Source organism: Chryseobacterium sp. AC417 (assembly GCF_979258215.1).
Genome location: NZ_OZ409845.1, coordinates 2,182,095 through 2,202,191, shown reverse-complemented (window position 1 = coordinate 2,202,191; position 20,097 = coordinate 2,182,095). Strand labels below are relative to the sequence as shown.

Below are 20,097 nucleotides of genomic sequence, written 5' to 3'. Positions count from 1 at the left end.
TTGAAATTTTTAAGATCAATAACTGCTGATTTCATCCTTCATGCTCAAGAATTATCTTTTTTACAAACATTAGTTTAAAAAACCTTTATTTCATTATAAATATTTCAAATTTATTTATATTTTAGCATATTATTAAATTTGTGAAAATGAAAAAATATTTGCTTTTATTTGCCTTTTCGGCCTTGGCGCTGAGTTCTTGTGAAGATGATGATATTCAAAACTATGAATTGGATATGCTAAAAGGTGAATGGAAGATGACAAAACAGGAAGTAATTTCCGGTGCAGACAACAAAACTGTAATTTCTACTGATGTTCCTACAGGATGCAGTGCAAAAAGCATCACCGAATTCAGAATCGATTATTATGCTGCATACACTGCAGTTACCGGTATAGGAGCAAGCTGTACAAGCAGCAAAACAGAAGGTAAATATTCTTACGATTCAGAAAAGAAAGAACTAGTCATTCAGTATGACAATGATTTGCCAAGAATGTATAAAGTTATTATCCTGAGCAGTACAGAAATGCGATTTATGACAATGTTTGACAATATTGACCAAGACGGAGATCAGGTCATTGATTTTACGTATTTAAATTACGTCAGATAAATTAACAGACTCCCGAACATTTCGGGAGTTTTTTTATTCTATTTATTTCCCAGAAATAAAATTAACAAAACAATGAAGAAGATTTTATCAGCATTTTTATTGCTTACATTTACTATTATTTTTTCACAAGAAAAAAAACCAATGTTCTGGCAGGAAATTCAGGATTTCAATACATTAAATTCAGAATATACACCTCCAAAAAACGCCATTCTATTAATTGGAAGTTCTTCTTTCACAAAATGGCAAGACGTTTCAGAGTATTTTCCGGGAAAAACAATTATTAACAGAGGCTTTGGAGGATCACGGTTGACAGATTTGAATTATTATTCCGAAGATTTATTAAATCCCTACCAGCCAAAACAAATTATCATCTATTGTGGCGAAAATGATTTTGCTGATGATGCTAAATTGAAAGCTGATGTTGTCGTTGACAGATTTAAAACCTTTTACACCAAGATAAGAGCAAAATTTCCTCAAATTCAAATTGATTTTATTTCAATAAAATATTCTCCCAGTCGAGAAAGCCTTTGGCCGCAGATGAAAGAAGCCAATAAAAAGATTGCCCAATTTATGAAAGAGGAAAAAAATGCAGATTTTATAGACATCACAAAAGTAATGAATGATGCCAGTGGAAAGGTAAGAAAAGATCTTTTTGTGGAAGATATGCTGCACATGACTCCAAAAGGTTATCAGCTTTGGGCAAAAGTGATGAAACCTTATATGAAATAAAACTATAAAAATTAAATTACGAGCAAGAGTTTCGAGCTGTATTTGTAGATTGTATTTAAAATTTAATCTAAACATTTGATGTTGATCATTGGGAATCATCAATCCATCCTGAATTTCTTACGATTCCATTCAAAATGATGATGAATTATATTTTTAAAAATGATTAAAAAACAAAAAGCGATTCCAAAATTTGAAATCGCTTTTATTTTTATTTCTTTCTCTTTGATTTAGAGATTGCTTTCTGTTGTGATCTGTTGGCTCCGAATTTTTTAGGTTCTTTTCTTTTTGACGGTCCGCCCCAGTTTTCCTTTTTGTTTTTATCTTTCTTTTCGTGAAATGCTCCTCCACCATCGTATAATTTGGCTTGTGCAGGATTCTTCATCAGAATTACATCTTCTTCAGAGGCAATCTTTTTAGGATTGATCTTAACTTCAGCAGGAAAATCGATGTATCTTAATTCTTTATCCATCAATAATTCAATATCAAGTACCAAAGTTTCTTCTTTTTTAGCAACAAATGTGATGGCTTTACCGTCTTTATCTGCTCTACCTGTTCTACCTATTCTGTGAATGTACTGTTCAGGAACTTCCGGAGTTTCGAAATTGATTACATGTGTAATGTTTGAAATATCCAAACCTCTCGCCATAACGTCAGTCGTGATCAAACCTCTGATTTCTTCTTTTTCAAAGCTTTTCATGGCTTTCAATCTGTAGTTTTGAGATTTGTTGGAGTGAATTACATCAAATTCTTCCGGGAAAAGCTCATCTATTTTGGTAAGCAATAAATCTGCGTTCTTCTTATTGTTTGTGAAAATCAAAACTTTAGACATATCTTCATTGTTTTTCAACAAATGTTCAAGCAAATTGATTTTTGTATTAAAGTTCTCAACTTTGTAAGCCGTCTGATCAATTTTCTCAAGCGGCGTTCCAGATTTTGCTAACGAAATTTCTATTGGTCCTGCAAAATACTGATCCAACATTTCGTCTACCGCTTCTGTCATGGTTGCAGAAAAAAGAATATTCTGTCTTTTTTCTCTCATCATCTCAAAAATGTGCGTCAACTGTGGTCTGAAACCCAGATTCAGCATTTCGTCAAACTCATCAATGATTAGCTTCTGAACTTCTCTTAACGAGATTGCATTATCAATGGCTAAATCCATAATTCTACCCGGAGTTCCTACCAAAATATCGCAACCGTCATTAAATAAAAGCTTTTGCGTATTGATATTTTTTCCACCATAAATTCCAATTACTCTTGCAGTGATGTTTTCTGTCAGTTTTTCTACGATTTCTGTAACCTGAACCACCAATTCTCTTGTTGGAACCAAAACAACAACTGTAGGATTTCCTGTTTTATTGTATTTCCAGGTCTTCAAAACCGGCAAAAGATAAGCTAAGGTTTTACCTGTTCCCGTTTGTGCAATTCCCATCACATCTCTTCCGGACAGGATAGGTCCGATACTTTTCTCCTGAATTGGAGTAGGCTCAAATAAATTTAAATCTGCTAAAACATCAAGAACTTTTACCGGAAGGTCAAAGTCTGCAAAAGTGAGTTTTTCCATTTTGCAAAGATAGGCAATTAATTCGATTGACTTTTATGGTTGAAAAATTGATGTTTGATGCTTCTTCAATCGAATTTCAATAAGAATATTTCTCATTCCAAGGAGTCTAGACAAATATTTCAGCTATGTGAAGATTCCTTAAGAATGACACATTGAATAGCTATTTAATCTTACTATCTGCACAAAACTATTTCCTTGTAATTCTCAATAAAAGAACAACTATCAGAAAAACAGAAAATAAAAATCCTAAAACCGCAATCAGAGACATTTCCCCTATTCTGGGTCCGGATTCTGAAACAAAAACGATTGCTGTAGCGATAATATTTGCGCCTAAAATCATTGCTAAGATTAAATTGACAATGCTTGATTTGATCAGCTGATTGGTTTTTTCAATATTTTTAATTTCGCTGGAAATGGTAAATTTATCATCGTCCAACTTCTGCAAAACAGAACGGAGTTCTTTTGGAATTTCATCTAAGTTATCGGTGAAATTCATCATTTTGTCCATTCCTGACTGGAGAATTTTTTTTGGACTGATTTTTTTCTTCAGTATTTTTTTGGTGTAAGGATGAAGACTTTTTACAATATCAAGATCAGGATTGATGGTTCTTCCTACACCTTCTATCAAACCAATTCCTTTGAATAAAAGATAAAAATAATCCGGCATGTACAATCTGTTTTCTTTCAAAACATCTTTCATTTTATTCATAATTACCTGCGGATCAATATCTTTTAAGGAAGTACTGTGAACAAAACTTACAACTTCCTGCACATCATTTTCAAATCTTTTTTCATCAGGAATTTCGTAGCTGACAGCCATCTTCTTGAGGTAACGAACTATTTTATTGGAATTTTTTGCCACAAAAGCAACGATTAAACTTTCAAGAATTTCTTTATCGTTAGGCTGAATTTTTCCTACCGCACCAAAATCAATAAAAACAACTTTTCCGTCTCTCTTTACCAGAATATTTCCGGCGTGCGGATCTGCGTGGAAAAAACCGTAATCTAATATCTGGGAAACAAAAAGTCTTAAACCTTCTTCGGAAACAACAACCGGATCGATGTTATGTTTTAATAATTCATCTTTGTCAGTAACTTTAATTCCGTCAATAAATTCCATACACAGAACATTATTGTTGGAAAATTCATCATAAATGACCGGAACATAAGTTTCTTTATTGTTCTTAAAATTTAAAGCAAATTGTTTGATATTATTTCTTTCATTCACTAATGAAACTTCTTCCAGTAAAGACTTTTCAAAGGTTGTGATGGCTTGTTTTAAGTTAAGTTTCGAACCAATTTCAGAATAGGTTGAAATGAGTTTTACCAAATCTTTGATGAGCAACAAGTCATCTTCAATTACACTGAGAACATCAGGCTTTTTTATTTTCAAAATAACTTCTTCACCAGAAATTAAAGTGGCTCTGTACACCTGTGCAATCGAAGCTGTTGCTAAAGGTTTGGTAATAATTTCAGAAAAACAGTCTTGAAGTGAAATATTAAATTCATTTTCAAGAATTTCTTTAACATTCATATCAACTACTTCTACCCGATCCTGAAGTTTTTGTAGCTCCTGAATTAATTCCGGTGGAAGCAGATCTTCACGATTGCTGAATGTCTGTCCGAGTTTCACAAACGTAGGTCCCAATTCTTCCAAAACTAATCGAATTCTTTCGTATACGGTTCCTTTTGAAATAATTTCATCAGATTGGGTAGAACTTTCTTCAGGTTTTTTGCCCATTCTGGCAATCATATCTTTAAATCCGTATTTGCTTAAAACGGATATGAGCCGGGCAGATCTTTTCAGCTTTCGCTGCTGTTTGTCAAACATAATTTTGAAGATGAATTGAATTGCAAAGTACGGTCAAAAATTATTCCTATTGAATAGTACACTGGAAATATCCAGATATTTTTATATCACTTTAAAACCTGTCAAGACCAATAATAAAATATTAATCCCCAAAATTACCCAAGAAAAGCCGGCTAGGTTCAGAAATACTTTTCAGCTGATCGATGATTTTCACTTTAATAATTTCAGTAAAATTTACGTTCTCGTCTTTGAAATCAATTTCGTTCAGGTCAATTTTTTAAAACCAAAAGTGATGATTTTCTTCAGCCATTTATTTTGTTTTGAATCTCTTATTTCCTGCAAAATTCTCAACTGTAACTTAGTTTTGTCTACACCTTGTGTGAACAATTCCGGTTGATGCTCTCTTACTTTTAAAAGTATTTTATCAATAATAGGAAACAACAAATTTTCGCCTTTATCGGAAATCAGACGGTTGATCGTTTTAAAAATGACGTATTTATTTCCCATTGAAAATAGTAAAAACGGACTGGCTATCATACTCAATAACGTCAAACCAAAAGCAAATGGTCGTTGAATGAAAAGTACAACAATGGCAGCTTCGCCATCTGAATGAACGGATCCGCTGCCATTTGAATAGGTCTGTCGGATCACGATTATTATTGTCGCCACACAGAGAATTGCTATGGAGAATTGTGCGATTAGGTTTATTTTTAAAAAGCTCAGGGTTGCACTTCCGAAAAGCTTTGCAAAATATTTGAAATCTTCATTAATGAAACTTTTCTGTTTTTCTTTAATCATCATGTGTGTGAATTTTGTTATTTAAAAATAAGAATAATTGTACACATTAAAACAATTTTTAAAGAAATTATTCATTAAAAACATATTCATCATAATGTCCTAAAAATTTCACATTACAGCCTAAAGCAATAATCTCGTCGATGGCATTTTGAGACAGTACATTATGCCACTCACTTGCGACATTAATAAAGAAAAAGTAATTTCCCAAACCGGTTTTCAAGGTTCGGCTTTCGATTTTTGAGAGATTCATTCTTCTCCAGGCAAAAACGGAAAGTACCTGATGAAGACCTCCTGCATGATCTTCGGGAAGTGTAATAATAAGAGATGTTTTTTCAGAAATTTGTGGCAAATTAAGTTGTACACTTTCTTTCTTTTTTGAAATCACGATAAACTTGGTGTGATTCTGTTCAAAATCCTGAATATTTTCATGAATGATTTTTAAACCATACAACTTTGCTGAATATCGGTTGGCAACTGCCGCCCATTTCTCACTTGGATTTTCCGAAACTAATTTTGCGGCTGCGGCTGTTGAACTGTAATCCTGTGACTGAATATTTTTATAATGGTCATATCTGAAATGAAAAGTCTGCGCTAAAGCCTGCGGATGTGAAATTATCTTTTCAAATGTTTCATTATCCGGATGAATCATCAGATGATGTGCAATTGGCATTACGAGTTCAGTTTCGATAAATACATCAAAATCATAGAGATAATCGAGCGTCATTGAAACCGTGCCTTCAATAGAATTTTCTAAAGGAACTACTGCCTTATCTACTTCATTATTTTTCACAGCATTGAAACAATCTAAAATACTGGATTGTGGAATTAATTCTTCATTTGGAAAAATCTGAGATGTTGCCAATTGAGTGAAACTTGCCTGTGGACCGAGGTACGCTATCTTCATTGAACAAATGTAGAAAATTTAGATAGAATTAATTTTTACTAAACGTTGATTTTTTGTATATATACGTTTCATTTTTTAATTTACCATCTTCTTTCTGATCAATTTCTATGTATACATCTTCGGAAATAGGTTTACCTCTATTTTTTATAATATCAAATTTAAGATAAACCAAACTATTCTCAATTTTCTTTATACAAAATTGGTATTCATCCTTATCATAATATTTATCGATTTCATCGTCATCATGAGCCATTTTAACCTTAGATATTTTACCTTTCTCTCCAATGGTTATGACATATTTATCAGAACAACTAAAATTTTTATCATTTTTAAAATTAACTTTGCTAAGAGGTTTAAAAATAATATCAGAGATTTTATTTTTGTGTAATCTCTTGTAACCACCTTTTACTTTCTCATAATTATCTACATCATAATCCTTTATCAAATTTCCTTTGCTAAAATCAAGTACTTTTTCATGTCTGAAAATTATTAGAAAAAAAATATTTTCCCGTAATACATTGTTTTTATTAAATTTTTTGGTAAAATTTATACTACCTGAAAACCAATCCATTAAAACTTTTCCACTAATTACTTTATCTCCAAAAATTTCCTTCATTCTCGATAAAGATTCATTACTTAACAATTCCTTTTTATTTCTTAAACCACCACAATCAATTATTCCTGATAAATATAATTTGCTATCAATAATTTCATAAACTGCTTGATAACCTCTCCAACAGCTTAATGGCATTGCTTCTTGATTTTTAAAGCTTACATTTTCAAAATTATCTTTACTATATGTTTTTTTAAGATAATTCTCAATCAATAAATTGTATGTTGAAATTGTATCATTTTTATAAATAATTATATCGGGTATTTGGGGACTAGCAAAACTTTTCAGAGACAGCAATAACAGTATTGTAAAAATAAATTTATTAAACTTTTTCATCTTACGATTTTAGGTGACAAATTACCTTTTATGCTTTAAAAGAATTCTACAAATATAAAGTAATTATAAACTGCCTATCAAACAAGTTTTGTTTATGACCTGCAATATAACGACGAAAGTATTAATAAGCTTTTAAAAAATATATGCTGTCTGCCATTGATACAGCGGGATATAATCAATTAATTACAATAAAATGTACACCTTATATCTATCAATAATGTAAAATCACTTCAAACAAAAACCAGCCTCGAAAAGCTGGTTTATATTCAATTTAAATCAAGATTACTCCCACTCAATTGTTGCTGGTGGTTTGCTTGAAATATCGTAAGCTACTCTGTTGATTCCTCTTACTTCGTTGATAATTCTGCTAGAAACAGTATCTAAAAAATCATAAGGAAGTCTGCTCCAGGTTGCCGTCATAAAATCGATGGTGTTGGCAGAACGAACTACTGCTGTGTATTCATACGTTCTTTCATCACCCATAACTCCGACAGATTTTACCGGAAGAAGAACTACAAATGCCTGAGAAACTTTCTCATACAAATCATTTTTGTATAATTCTTCGATGAAAATATCATCAGCTTCCTGAAGGATTTTTACTTTTTCAGCATCAACCTCACCCAAAATCCTGATTCCCAAACCTGGACCAGGGAAAGGATGTCTGTGCACCAAATGATGAGGAATACCCAATTCTTCACCCACTTTTCTTACTTCGTCTTTGAACAGTTCTCTTAATGGCTCAAGAAGTTCAAATTCCATTTCTTCAGGAAGTCCGCCAACATTGTGATGAGATTTAATTACCGCTGAAGGTCCGTTTACAGACTGGCTTTCGATCACATCTGGATAAATGGTTCCCTGAGCTAAGAATTTCGCCCCTTCAATTTTATGAGATTCCTCATCAAAAACATGAATAAATTCGTTTCCGATGATTTTTCTTTTTTGTTCGGGATCGTTGATTCCTGCTAATTTTGATAAAAATCTTTCTTTAGCATCAACCAGTTTGATGTTCATATGGAAATGTTCTCCATAATTTTCCATTACTTTTACGTCTTCGTCTTTTCTCAACAATCCTGTGTCTACGAAGATGCACTGCAGCTGATCACCGATTGCTTTATGAATCAAAACGGCAGCTACCGAAGAATCTACTCCTCCTGAAAGACCAAGGATCACTTTGTTGTCACCTACTCTTTCTTTGATTTCTGCTACTGTTTTTTCGATATAATTGGTCAGCTTCCAGTTTTTTTCTGCATCACAGATTGAGAACACAAAATTCTCCAGCATTTTTCCGCCTTCTTCTGTGTGAGAAACTTCAGGATGAAACTGTACGCAATAGATTTTTTTGTCTTCATTAGAAATCGAAGCGATTACACCAGATTTTGCATTTAGTTCAAAACCTACAGGCAATTTTCCTACTTCGTCAAAGTGACTCATCCATACTACTGAATTTTGCGTCACGCCTTTTAACAGAGAAGATTCTTTGATAATATCCAGATGAGCTTTTCCATACTCACCTTTTTCACCTTTATTTACTTTTCCGCCTAAAAGATGTGCGGTTAACTGCATTCCGTAGCAAATTCCTAAAACAGGAATTCCCTGTTCGTACAATTCTTTTTCAACCAAATGGGCATTTTCTGCATTCACAGAGCTTGGTCCACCTGAAAGAATAATTCCTTTTGGCTGTTTTTCTAAAATTGTTGATAATGGCGTATTGAATGGTAAAATTTCAGAATATACCCCCATCTCACGGATTCTTCTTCCGATAAGCTGGTTGTATTGAGATCCGAAATCTAATATGATAATACCGTTGTGCATTTTTTAAATGATGAATTATGAGTTATAAATTATGAGTTAATTTTTGGTTGTTAAAACATTGTGTCAATCTAAAAGTAAACTCAAATATTTTTAATGAAATTTAATATAATTTTGGCTAAAGCCAATTCTATCTTTAAACTTTTTAATTCGGGCTAAAGCCCGATCTTATTGATGAAATCTTTACAAAAAAAGACTTGGAGAATTTCCAAATCTTTTTTATGATTTTATTAAAATTTCCCGATGTCTTCTCTGTAGAAACTGTAATCGAAGTGAACGTGAAGTGCATCTTCATATACTTTCTTTCTTGCCTCGTCATAGGTAGCGCCGGTTGCAACTACATTCATCACCCGTCCTCCATTAGAAACTATTTTGTCGCCTTTCTTAACAGCTCCTGCACATAATATCTGACTGTGCTTAGCTTTTTCAATTCCGGTAATTTCAAAACCTGTTTCGATATTTCCAGGGTAACCTCCGGAACACATTACCAGACATACAGCTTTTTCGTCTTTAAATTTAAGATTCAATTCTTTGCCGTCCATACAGTCATTGATCACATCCAGAATATTGTTTTCCATCAATGCCATTAAAACCTGAGTTTCAGGATCTCCGAATCTCATGTTGTATTCTAACAGGTAAGTTCCGTTTTTAGTCACCATCAATCCGAAGAAAATGATTCCTTTAAAACTGAAACCTTCTGCCTTAAGACCTTTAAGAGTAGGTTCTAAAATATTTTTTTCAAAGTCAGCTGTATGTACTGCAGTAAATTCCGGGCTTGGTGCTACAGAACCCATTCCACCAGTGTTTGGTCCTTTGTCACCGTTTCCAGCTTTTTTATAATCTTTTGCAGCAATGCAAGGGAATATTTTGTCACCGTTTGAGAAAGCAATAATTGATGCTTCAAAACCTTGTAAAAATTCTTCGATAACCAAACGAATACCTGCATCACCATGAATTCTTCTGATCATAAAATCGTGGATTGTAGCTTCAGCTTCTTCGCGGGTATCACAAATAACAACTCCTTTTCCGCCTGCTAAACCACTTGCTTTAATCACTAAAGGATAATCCTGGGTCTGTACGTAAGCTTTCGCTTCGTTATAAGAATCAAAAACTACTGCTTTTGCTGTTTTGATATCATAGGTCTGCATAAACTTCTTAGAGAACGCTTTACTTCCTTCCAGACTTGCCACTTTTTGGTTCGGACCGAAAACTTTAAGATCGTGTTTCTTAAATTCATCCTTTAAACCAGCTACTAAAGGAGCTTCAGGACCTACAATCGTAAGATCTACTTTTTCTTTTATGGCGAAATCTCTTAATTCTTTAATCTCTAATAAATGAACATTCTGCCCGAATGAATCTGTAGATGCGTTTCCGTTAGCAAAAAACATTTTGGTAACTCTGTTGTCTTTATGAAGTTTCGCTGCTAATGCAGATTCTCTTCCACCTTCACCTATGATTAATATTCTCATACTTTAGTTATTTCTAGTCTAGTTTACAAATATATAATTTGAATGTTATAAATACAATCTTAAAACGCTATTTTAATTCAATTTTAATGAAAGAAATGTCTTACACCCGTGAACATCATTGGAATGTTGTGTTCGTTAGCAGCATCAATACTTTCCTGATCTTTTACGCTTCCACCAGGTTGAATAATCGCCGTAATACCTTCCTGAGCGCAGAAATCTACCACATCACGGAAAGGGAAAAATGCATCAGAAGCTAAAACAAGATCTCCTGTGAATTTTTCTTTTGCTCTTTCGATTGCCTGTTGCGTTGCCCAGATTCTGTTAACCTGTCCGCCACCAATTCCGAAAGCCTGGATGCCGTTTGAAACAACAATTGCATTTGATTTCACATATTTTACCACTCTCTGAGAGAATAATAAAGCTTTTTTCTGCTCTTCCGTTGGTTGAGTTTCAGTAACAACTTTAATATCATCTGAGAAAATACTATCGTTATCCTGAACCAAGATTCCACCATCAACTTTCACCCAAGTCTGCTTATCTGAAACCGAATTAACGATTTTTATAATTCTTAAATTTTTCTTTTTTCTTAAAACTTCCAAAGCATCCTCATCAAATTCCGGAGCCATGACAATTTCAAGGAAAGTTTTGTTTAATTCTTCAGCGGTTGCAGAATCAATTTTAAAGTTGGCAGCTACAATTCCACCAAAAATAGAAACCGGGTCACATTCGAATGTTTTCTTATATGTTTCTAAAGCTGAAGTTCCGATTGCCACTCCACAAGGTGTAGAATGTTTTACAGCACAACAAGCCATTTCTTCTTTAAATTCAGTTACCACTTTCCAGCAAAGATCCATATCACGAAGGTTGTTGAATGATAATTCTTTCCCTCCCAACTGTTCGAAATCTTTCATTGCACCGTTTTCAAAAGTTGAAACGTAGTACGCTGCAGTCTGATGTGGGTTTTCTCCGTATCTTAGGTCTGAAACTTTCTTGTAAGAAGCACTTAAATACGTAGGATAATCTTCTTCTAAAAGCATTCTTGAGATCGCCGCATCGTAGGCTGAAGTAAGGTTAAATACTTTTCCGGCTAATCTTTTACGGGTTTCGATGAACGTGTCACCTTTTTGCTCCATTTCGATCTTTACTTTTTCGTAATCTTCAACGTCAGTGATTACCGTTACAGAATCGAAATTTTTGGCCGCTGAACGAAGCATTGAAGGACCTCCGATATCGATGAATTCAACTTTTTCGTGTAATGAAATGTCTTTGTTTACATTTTCAAAAAACGGATACAAATTCACTATCACCATGTCGATCAAACCGATATTATGTTCCTGGACAGTTTTCATGTGCTCTTCGTTTGAACGAACCGCCAATAAACCGCCGTGAACTTTCGGGTGTAAAGTTTTTACCCTTCCGTCAAGCATTTCAGGAAAATCGGTTACCTCATCGATCTGGATTGGATTTAAACCAGCGTCTTTCAAATGTTTGAATGTCCCTCCTGTAGAAATCAATTCATAATTCTGGGATTCTAAAAACTGTGCGAATTCTGTTAATCCACTTTTGTCAGAAACACTGATCAAAACTCTCTTGCTCATAGATTTTTTCATTTTTTTTAAGATCAAACCGCAAAAAATTGCGGTTTTTCACTCATTTTACCTGCCCTTTCGAGGCTTTTCACTTTTTACTTTTTACAGTTATTTCAAACTGTAGACCGGTTCTTTCACCTCCGATCTCTTACTTTTACTTAGATTTTTTACTTTTTCGAAATATTCTTTAATCAATCTAAGTGTGTCTTTTATTTTTTATTAAGAAACGCTTCGACAGGCTCAGCATGACCTTTATAGTACTCATCTTAATTTTGTAGCGTTGTCAGGTTGAATGTTTTAAACCACCCCGTCAAAAATTCTTTGAATTTTTGCCACCCCTCCAAAGGAGGGGAATTTTTATATCTCTAATACTAATTGTAGCTTTTCGGCTTCGTCAGGCTGAGCTTGTCGAAGCCTTTTATCACTAATTTCCTAATACTTTGTTTATTGCTATTGGAAAAATTTCATATTCGATTTTATGAACTTTTTCTGCTAACGTTTCGGGCGTGTCATTTTCTGTGACCTCGAAAGATTTTTGGAGAATTGCTTCTCCTTCATCGATTCCTACCGTTACAAAATGTACGGTTGCTCCACTTTCTTTTTCTTTTGCTTCAATTACGGCATGATGAACGTGATGTCCCCACATCCCTTTTCCGCCGTATTTTGGAAGTAAAGCCGGGTGAATGTTAATGATTTTCCCTGCCCAGCTCTCAACAAATTCAGGTTTGAGGATGGATAAAAATCCTGCCAATACGATTAAGTCTGTATTTTCGGGAATGATTTTACCCAACTCACTGCTGAAGTTTTTTCCTCTCGGAATCAACACTCTTTGTATGTTGTGGTTTTTTGCTCTTTCGAGTCCGTAACATTCTCTGTCGGCAACAACCAAAGATATTTTTGCATTTCTGGATTTCCCCGTTATCAATGGTATCAATAATTCTCTGAAGATTGCTTCCTGAACCTGAAACAAGTATAACTAAGTTTTTCATTAATATTAGATAATAGATTTCAGATACTAGATTTCAGACTAAAAGTCTGTCGTCTGATATCTAAAATCTGATGTCTTTTTAGAATTTCAAATCTATTTTTTCGCTTCCTTCTGTGATTTCTCCGATTTCGTAAGCGTCATCTAGAAGATGAAGCACTTTCTCAGCGTGTTCCGGATCAACTACAATGATCATTCCTACCCCCATATTGAAGGTTCCGAACATCTCTTCACGAGCAATATCTCCTCTTTTTTCTAATTCTAACATCACGCTTGGAATCTGAATTTTTGATGCCTCGATGGAAGCACACAATCCTTCTCCGATAATTCTTGGAATGTTTTCGTATAAACCACCACCTGTGATGTGGGCAATTCCTGAAACTTCCACTTCTTCAATCACTTTGTGAATATCTTTGTAATATAATCTTGTAGGCACTAAAAGTGTTTCGTACAAAGGCTTCCCTTCAAATTCTTCTTCAAAATTCGGGAATATTTTTCTTACCAGAGAAAATCCGTTTGAGTGGAATCCTGAACTTGGCAATGCAATAATTTTGTCTCCTGTTTTGATTTTTGAACCGTCGATAATCTGGTCTTTTTCAACGATTCCTACGCAGAAACCTGCAACGTCATAATCTCCTGGCTGATACATTCCCGGCATTTCGGCAGTTTCACCACCAATCAATGCACAGTTGTTGTCTTTACAGGCTTTTACCATTCCTAAAACGATTTCTGCAGCAATTTCGGAATCTAATTTTCCGCAAGCTAAATAATCCAGAAAAAACAATGGTTTTGCGCCGTGACACAGGATGTCGTTGGCACACATTGCGAAACAGTCTACGCCAATAGAATCGTATCTTTTTGAATCTAAAGCAACTTTAAGTTTTGTTCCTACTCCGTCAGTTCCTGAAACCAAAACAGGGTTTTTGTATCCTCCGATTTCATAAAAAGCACCGAAGCTTCCCAAATGATTCAATACATTGGAGTTGTGCGTTTCGCCCACCGCTTTTTTGATTTTATCAACGGTTTTGTAACCTTCTTCTTTGTCTACACCTGCAGATTTGTACGTATTGCTCATTATTATTTAGATTTTTAGATGCTAGATTTCAGATTACAGACTGACATCTTTTATCTTTTATATTAACTTTTAATTTGATTTAAAGAAAATAAAAAAGCCGACAATCTTGGTAGATTATCGGCTGATGTTTTATCTGAGAGTTTCAGAGTCCACAGTTTTTCCGTTATTTGAAAAACATTCTTTGAAAGTGGACTGAATCTTCATCTATTTTCTTTTTGCAAAGATATTAATTTTATGTTAATATTCAAATGCTATTTTTCTAAGATTATTTCAACTGCCGAAATCTTGTTTACTTTCTCACGTAACTCATTGTCTTTTTCTACGTTAGAAATTTTTTGATTTTCTTTATCAAATTGATCATTGAAAAAAGGAAGCGTAAAAGTGTCTACAATATTCCCGCCATGTAAAGGGAAACGTTTTTCTGCCGCTTCTAAAACTCCTAAACCACCTCTTGCGCCGGGAGCTGTAGCCATTAGCAGCATAGGTTTTTCGTTCCAAACTGCTCTTTGTTTGATTCTTGAAGCCCAGTCGAATACGTTTTTGAAAGCTGTAGAATACGTTCCGTTGTGCTCAGATAAAGAAACTAAAAGTACATCTGCACTGTCAATTTTTGATGCAAAATCAATGGCTTCCTGTGGAACTCCGCTTTCAACTTCTCTTTGATGTTTGTAGATTGGCATTTCAAAATCGTTCATATCTACGATTTCTATTTCTGCGTTGTCGAATAACGTTGTAGCATATGTTACCAATTGCCTGTTGATTGATGTGTCTGAATTGCTTCCTGCTATAGCTAGAATTTTCATTTATATATTGTTTTAAATTTAATTATTAAGTTAGATGCATTTAAACCACGCCGTCAAAATTCTTTGAATTTCGCCACCCCTCCAGAGAAGGGGAAATTTTGTGCTGCAAAAATATTATTATTTATTTTAAATATGCCGGTAAATCCATTGGAACTTCCATTAAAAGGATCTCGGTGTCTTCAACTGCTTCGATGTTAAAACTTTGGGTATCCCAAATTCCTAAACCGTCTTTTTCGCTTAAAATTCTATCTCCTACTTTTGCGCTTCCTTTTAGTACAAATACATAAACGCCGTTTCCTTTTTTGTTGATAGTATAGTTTTTTCCATTTCCTTGCGTGAAATTTGCTAAATTGAACCATGCATCCTGATGAATCCAAACGCCATCGTCATTTTTATCGGGTGATAAAATCTGTTGGAAACCGTTGATTTTTTCACCGTCTTTAATGCTTTTCTGATCGTATCTAGGTTCTACATTTTCTTCTCTCGGAAAAACCCATATTTGTAAAAATTTTACGGCTTCATCTTTATTTTGGTTGTATTCGCTGTGCATTACACCAGTTCCTGCGCTCATCACCTGAATTTCACCTTTTCTTATAACGGCAGTAGTTCCCATAGAATCTTTATGTTCTAAGTTTCCTTCCAACGGAATGGAAATGATTTCCATGTTTTTGTGCGGGTGTGTTCCGAAACCCATCCCTTGAGAAACGGTATCGTCATTTAAAACCCGCAACACTCCGAAGTTTGATCTTTCTCTATTTTGGTAACCTGCGAAACTGAAAGTATGGTAAGAATTTAACCAACCGTGATCTGCGTGACCTCTTGAATCTGCTTTGTGATATACTGTTTTCATTGTAATTTTTTTTGATTATTTATAGTACAAATGTACATACAGTATGATTGTAAAATGTTGATGTAAGGTAAGAAGTAATTTTAAGTGTTAATTGTGAATTATCAATTTTCTTTGAAGTGAATTTTTAAAATATTAAAATTTTAAGAGTATTAAATTTTGGGCTAAAGCCAGCCATCTTTAAATTAACAAAGCGGACTAAAGTCCGCTCCTATTGAAACAATTATTGAAATAATTTTGAATTTTAATTAAAATAATTTCTAATTTCTAATTTCTAATTTCTAATTTCTAATTAAACTAAAAATGTACCTGCTGGATTTCTTCTTCAATTGCTTCTTGTTTTGAATCGTCAGTTTTAATAAAAATCAATGTGAGAACAGAACCTAACAGCATACAGATACCTCCTACCACAACATATCCCATCGCATAGCTACCAAAAGCGCTTTTTACAATCGGTCCTCCAAAAAGTCCGTTAATGATTTGTGGAATTACAATGAAGAAATTGAAAATGCCCATAAAAACACCCATTTTTCTTTGAGGAATTGCATTAATCAGCATAGCATAAGGCATAGCAAGAATACTTGCCCATGCAAAACCAAGTCCTATCATCGAAATCCATAAAAGCGAAGTATCTTTAATAAAGTACATCGAAATAATACCCAATCCACCACAAAAAAGAGCTAATGCGTGCGTCTGTTTTTTACCGATCTTTTTGGCAAGTGGCGTTAATAAAAATGCAAATGGAATTGCCCAAAGATTGTACATCCCAAATAATTTACCTGTAAGATCGCCCACTTTGTTGAACTCAACCGAATGTGTGTCTTCCGGAGAAAGTCCGAAATGATGTGTTGCCAATGCACTTGTCGTGAAAACCCACATTGTAAACAAAGCAAACCAGGAAAAGAACTGAACAATACCCAGTTTTTTCATCAAAACAGGAATGTTAGCAAAATCCCTAAAAATATCTATGAATTTAGATGGCTGTTCAATAATGTCATTTGTACCTTCAAAACCCGCAAACTCTTTAGGAGAATATTCTTTTGTAGTAATAATTGTATAAATGATTGTCAATAAAAGAATTCCGGCACCGCAATAAAATGCATAAATCACATTATCGGCAACGAAACCTTCTTTTGCTACATTTGAAACGCCTAATTTCGTCAACCAATCCGGTAAATAAGATCCAATAACAGCGCCTATTCCTATTAAAATTGTCTGAATAGAAAATCCTAAAGTTCCCTGATGTTTTGGCAGCATATCACCAACCAAAGCCCGGAAAGGTTCCATAGCAATATTGATTGAAGCATCCATCATTGCTAAAAAAATCACTGCCAACAGCAATACATTTGCCGCCATCATCTGCGTTGCCGAAGCTGCATTCGGAAGCAAAACTAAACCTATTGCACAAAGAATAGCACCTATTAAAAAATACGGTTTCCTTCTCCCCAAAAAACCCCAGGTATTGTCTCCCAGATGACCAATAATGGGCTGAACAATCAATCCTGTAACCGGTGCAACCAGCCAAAACCAAGATAATTGATGAACATCTGCGCCAAAATTCCCAAGAATGCGACTGGCATTACCGTTCTGAAGACCAAATGCCATCTGGATTCCCAGAAATCCCATGCTCATGTTGATGATCTGAGCCATGGACAGATTTGGTTTTGTTTTTTTTGTCATTGTGTTTTATTTTTAGTTTTTAGTTTTTAATTTTTCTATCAAAGCATCTTCTATGATGGTTTTTTCTGCAACCACTTTATCTGCAATATCATTCGGAATTGTCATAGAAAGTACATACTGTTTTATTTTCCATTGATTACCCATTTTTTCTAAAACGCCACTTCCCCGACAGATTTTCATCTGGGTGTCTAAAATTTCATCAAACCAAGCATATTTTCCGTCTTTACTGAACGAAATATTTCTTTGCAGAGAAGTGAAATTCCATGCTTTTCCTTTGTCAAAATGTGGTTTTGAATAATCCATGAATTGCTTTTTGTTCCAAATTTCGGTAGCATCGGTTCCGATAAAGGTAGATTCTTCGGCAAATAATGCAAAATAGTTTTTGAAATCGGCTTTGGCTGCAAACTCATTGAGTTGATTGAGCACGGTTTCTATATTTTTCTTTTGAACATTTTCGTAGAAACCTTTTTGTTGGGCAGAAAGTGTTGATGAAAAACCGAAAAGCAATATAATAACTCCAATGAAAGTTAATTTTTTCATATTATTTATTTTTTATCTCAAAGAAAAGCTGTGAAGAGATTATTTTAATTCTACAATTAAAGATGTTTTTGCCGGAATTGTAAGACTTTTATTTATCATCAATTCTTTTCCTGAAAGTACATCTTTACCTTTTTTGAAGTCCTTTAAACTTTCAGCAAATCGTTGTAAATCTAAAGTCTGTTCCTTTTCATTATTATTTAAAACTACCATCACACTTTCTTTTTCGTTGTACCTGAAATAAACATAAACATCGTTTTCCGGGATATAATGTTTGGTTTTTCCGGTATGAATTACGGTAGTATTTTTACGCCAGTTTAAGATTTTTTGGCTGAAATCATAAAACTCTTTTTGCTCTTTGGTTTGTGTGGAAGGATTGAAAGCGTTTTGTTTATCCGATTTCCAACCGCCAGGAAAATCTCTGCGAATATCTGCATCACCACCTGTTTTTTTGTCGCCACGCATTCCAACTTCAGAGCCGTAGTACAATTGCGGAATTCCCCGAACTGTAGAAATAAGGGTTAAAGCCATTTTGTAAGTTTCAGGATTTCCGTTGAACATTTCGTTCCAGCGTTCGGTATCGTGATTTTCGAAAAAAACGAGAATATTATTGATGTCGGGATATAAAAAATCGCTGGTAAAAACATTGTACAATTTATTCATTCCTGCGTCCCAGGATTCTTTTTCAGTCAAAGCTTTTGGTAATTCGGAATACAGCATAAAATCCATTACCGAGGGTAAATTGGAATTATAATTTGCTGCTTCGCCAATTTTTGAATCTTTTTGCCACGCAGAAATATGAGCCGCAGAATATAACCATGCTTCCCCAACTATATTGAAATTGGGATATTCATCAGTGATCGCTTTTGCCCATTTTGCCATTGCTTCCTTGTCGTTGTACGGATAGGTATCGACACGATAACCATCCAGATCAGCAAATTCTATCCACCAAATGGCGTTCTGTGTTAAATATTTTAAAACAAACGGATTTTTTTGATTGATATCGGGCATTGTCGTATCAAACCAACCGTCGAGCGCAAGTTTTTTGTCGATTTCTGCAACATTGGTATCGAACTGTGAGGTGGTTTTATAATTAGATCGTTTAAAACCTTTTTCGCTGTCGGGAAACTGATGAATCCAGTCTTTCATCGGTAAATCTTTAATGAGCCAGTGTGAAATCCCCCAATGATTGGTAACATAGTCCATCACCAATTTCATGTTATTTTTCTTAAGTTTTTGTGAGAGCTCAAGGTATTCTTGATTGGTACCGTAACGCGCATCTATTTTGTACAAATCGGTTTGTGCATACCCGTGATAACTGTAAGCTTTCTCATTATCTTCGCAAACCGGTGTGAGCCAAAGTGTTGTTACACCAAGGTTTTTAAGATAATCAATATTGTTAATAATCCCCCGCAAATCTCCGCCATGTCTCCCGTTGGGTAAAGTTCTGTTGGCTTTTTCAATAAGTTCAGGTTGAGAATCGTTGGAAGGATCGCCATTGGAAAATCTGTCGGGCATGATGAGATACATCACATCTTTTGAAGTGTAAGATGCTCTGTTGGCAGAATTTGGGTTTCGCTCCCTTAACTCATAATTGTAAGAATCTATGATTTTATTCTGATTCTTTATATTGATTTTGAATTTTGAAACCTTTATTTCATTAGTATTGACAGTGATGAAAACGTAATTCGGGTTTTCTACTTTTTCTAATTTTTTGATGGAAATGCCGTCTGAAAGTACAATCTCATTTTTAGAAACATCTTTTCCGTACACCAAAATTTGAAGTTCAGGACTTTTCATTCCTTTCCACCAAAAAGCGGGTTCAACTTTTTGAATCTGCAAAAAAAAGTTCTGAAATACAAAAACTAATGTGAGTAAAATTATTTTTTTCATAAGAATAATATTGAAAAAAAACATTGATTAAATAAACTTTGTCAAAGATTGTAC

The 20,097-nt window shown here is 34.2% G+C and carries 16 protein-coding genes and 1 pseudogene; 2 read left to right on the top strand and 15 right to left on the bottom strand.

Annotated features, from left to right (window positions below; genetic code table 11):
- The first annotated feature begins 146 nt into the window (after positions 1-146).
- On the top strand, positions 147-605 hold the full coding sequence (locus ACZZ9T_RS10530) for a lipocalin-like domain-containing protein (protein WP_463442048.1): 459 nt from the start codon (positions 147-149) through the stop codon (positions 603-605).
- Positions 606-677: 72 nt separating this feature from the next.
- Positions 678-1,334, top strand: a complete 657-nt coding sequence (locus ACZZ9T_RS10525; RefSeq protein WP_463442047.1) for a GDSL-type esterase/lipase family protein — start codon at positions 678-680, stop codon at positions 1,332-1,334.
- Positions 1,335-1,542: 208 nt separating this feature from the next.
- Here ACZZ9T_RS10525 and ACZZ9T_RS10520 read toward each other — a convergent pair whose 3' ends face one another.
- The 15 genes and pseudogenes from ACZZ9T_RS10520 to ACZZ9T_RS10450 all read right to left on the bottom strand — a co-directional run bounded on the left by ACZZ9T_RS10520 (position 1,543) and on the right by ACZZ9T_RS10450 (position 20,043).
- On the bottom strand, positions 1,543-2,895 hold the full coding sequence (locus ACZZ9T_RS10520; RefSeq protein WP_463431914.1) for a DEAD/DEAH box helicase: 1,353 nt from the start codon (positions 2,893-2,895) through the stop codon (positions 1,543-1,545).
- Positions 2,896-3,082: 187 nt separating this feature from the next.
- Positions 3,083-4,726, bottom strand: a complete 1,644-nt coding sequence (locus ACZZ9T_RS10515) for an ABC1 kinase family protein (RefSeq protein WP_463442046.1) — start codon at positions 4,724-4,726, stop codon at positions 3,083-3,085.
- A gap of 243 nt (positions 4,727-4,969) precedes the next feature.
- Entirely contained in the window at positions 4,970-5,506 is a 537-nt protein-coding gene (locus tag ACZZ9T_RS10510) for a hypothetical protein (RefSeq protein WP_463442045.1), read from the bottom strand.
- A 64-nt stretch (positions 5,507-5,570) separates the two neighbouring features.
- Entirely contained in the window at positions 5,571-6,407 is an 837-nt protein-coding gene (pheA, locus tag ACZZ9T_RS10505; RefSeq protein ID WP_463442044.1) for a prephenate dehydratase, read from the bottom strand.
- A 28-nt stretch (positions 6,408-6,435) separates the two neighbouring features.
- On the bottom strand, positions 6,436-7,356 hold the full coding sequence (locus ACZZ9T_RS10500) for a hypothetical protein (protein ID WP_463442043.1): 921 nt from the start codon (positions 7,354-7,356) through the stop codon (positions 6,436-6,438).
- Between the two features lie 282 nt (positions 7,357-7,638).
- Complete coding sequence (gene guaA, locus ACZZ9T_RS10495; RefSeq protein ID WP_463442042.1) at positions 7,639-9,168, bottom strand: glutamine-hydrolyzing GMP synthase; 1,530 nt, start codon at positions 9,166-9,168, stop codon at positions 7,639-7,641.
- A gap of 227 nt (positions 9,169-9,395) precedes the next feature.
- On the bottom strand, positions 9,396-10,634 hold the full coding sequence (purD, locus tag ACZZ9T_RS10490) for a phosphoribosylamine--glycine ligase (RefSeq protein WP_463442041.1): 1,239 nt from the start codon (positions 10,632-10,634) through the stop codon (positions 9,396-9,398).
- Positions 10,635-10,717: 83 nt separating this feature from the next.
- On the bottom strand, positions 10,718-12,232 hold the full coding sequence (gene purH, locus ACZZ9T_RS10485) for a bifunctional phosphoribosylaminoimidazolecarboxamide formyltransferase/IMP cyclohydrolase (protein ID WP_463442999.1): 1,515 nt from the start codon (positions 12,230-12,232) through the stop codon (positions 10,718-10,720).
- A gap of 415 nt (positions 12,233-12,647) precedes the next feature.
- Positions 12,648-13,212 (bottom strand): annotated as a pseudogene (gene purN / locus ACZZ9T_RS10480) (phosphoribosylglycinamide formyltransferase).
- Between the two features lie 78 nt (positions 13,213-13,290).
- Positions 13,291-14,283, bottom strand: coding sequence for a phosphoribosylformylglycinamidine cyclo-ligase (gene purM, locus ACZZ9T_RS10475; protein ID WP_463442040.1), 993 nt, complete (start codon positions 14,281-14,283; stop codon positions 13,291-13,293).
- 251 nt (positions 14,284-14,534) lie between these two features.
- Positions 14,535-15,086, bottom strand: coding sequence for an NADPH-dependent FMN reductase (locus tag ACZZ9T_RS10470; protein ID WP_463442039.1), 552 nt, complete (start codon positions 15,084-15,086; stop codon positions 14,535-14,537).
- Between the two features lie 121 nt (positions 15,087-15,207).
- Positions 15,208-15,936, bottom strand: coding sequence for a pirin family protein (locus tag ACZZ9T_RS10465; RefSeq protein ID WP_463431896.1), 729 nt, complete (start codon positions 15,934-15,936; stop codon positions 15,208-15,210).
- Between the two features lie 294 nt (positions 15,937-16,230).
- Positions 16,231-17,613 (bottom strand): MFS transporter, encoded by a 1,383-nt coding sequence (locus ACZZ9T_RS10460; protein WP_463442038.1) that lies wholly within the window; start codon positions 17,611-17,613, stop codon positions 16,231-16,233.
- A gap of 12 nt (positions 17,614-17,625) precedes the next feature.
- Entirely contained in the window at positions 17,626-18,153 is a 528-nt protein-coding gene (locus tag ACZZ9T_RS10455; RefSeq protein WP_463442037.1) for a nuclear transport factor 2 family protein, read from the bottom strand.
- Positions 18,154-18,192: 39 nt separating this feature from the next.
- Complete coding sequence (locus ACZZ9T_RS10450; RefSeq protein WP_463442036.1) at positions 18,193-20,043, bottom strand: glycoside hydrolase family 13 protein; 1,851 nt, start codon at positions 20,041-20,043, stop codon at positions 18,193-18,195.
- Positions 20,044-20,097 lie beyond the last annotated feature (54 nt).

Bases quoted from the DNA above. Each gene is read 5' to 3' on its own strand.
- purH (WP_463442999.1), bottom strand. From the start codon at position 12,232: ATGAGCAAGAGAGTTTTGATCAGTGTTTCTGACAAAAGTGGATTAACA.
- ACZZ9T_RS10500 (WP_463442043.1), bottom strand. From the start codon at position 7,356: ATGAAAAAGTTTAATAAATTTATTTTTACAATACTGTTATTGCTGTCT.
- ACZZ9T_RS10450 (WP_463442036.1), bottom strand. From the start codon at position 20,043: ATGAAAAAAATAATTTTACTCACATTAGTTTTTGTATTTCAGAACTTT.
- ACZZ9T_RS10465 (WP_463431896.1), bottom strand. From the start codon at position 15,936: ATGAAAACAGTATATCACAAAGCAGATTCAAGAGGTCACGCAGATCAC.
- ACZZ9T_RS10515 (WP_463442046.1), bottom strand. From the start codon at position 4,726: ATGTTTGACAAACAGCAGCGAAAGCTGAAAAGATCTGCCCGGCTCATA.
- ACZZ9T_RS10525 (WP_463442047.1), top strand. From the start codon at position 678: ATGAAGAAGATTTTATCAGCATTTTTATTGCTTACATTTACTATTATT.
- ACZZ9T_RS10520 (WP_463431914.1), bottom strand. From the start codon at position 2,895: ATGGAAAAACTCACTTTTGCAGACTTTGACCTTCCGGTAAAAGTTCTT.
- pheA (WP_463442044.1), bottom strand. From the start codon at position 6,407: ATGAAGATAGCGTACCTCGGTCCACAGGCAAGTTTCACTCAATTGGCA.
- ACZZ9T_RS10470 (WP_463442039.1), bottom strand. From the start codon at position 15,086: ATGAAAATTCTAGCTATAGCAGGAAGCAATTCAGACACATCAATCAAC.
- ACZZ9T_RS10460 (WP_463442038.1), bottom strand. From the start codon at position 17,613: ATGACAAAAAAAACAAAACCAAATCTGTCCATGGCTCAGATCATCAAC.
- purM (WP_463442040.1), bottom strand. From the start codon at position 14,283: ATGAGCAATACGTACAAATCTGCAGGTGTAGACAAAGAAGAAGGTTAC.
- ACZZ9T_RS10455 (WP_463442037.1), bottom strand. From the start codon at position 18,153: ATGAAAAAATTAACTTTCATTGGAGTTATTATATTGCTTTTCGGTTTT.
- ACZZ9T_RS10530 (WP_463442048.1), top strand. From the start codon at position 147: ATGAAAAAATATTTGCTTTTATTTGCCTTTTCGGCCTTGGCGCTGAGT.
- ACZZ9T_RS10510 (WP_463442045.1), bottom strand. From the start codon at position 5,506: ATGATGATTAAAGAAAAACAGAAAAGTTTCATTAATGAAGATTTCAAA.
- purD (WP_463442041.1), bottom strand. From the start codon at position 10,634: ATGAGAATATTAATCATAGGTGAAGGTGGAAGAGAATCTGCATTAGCA.
- guaA (WP_463442042.1), bottom strand. From the start codon at position 9,168: ATGCACAACGGTATTATCATATTAGATTTCGGATCTCAATACAACCAG.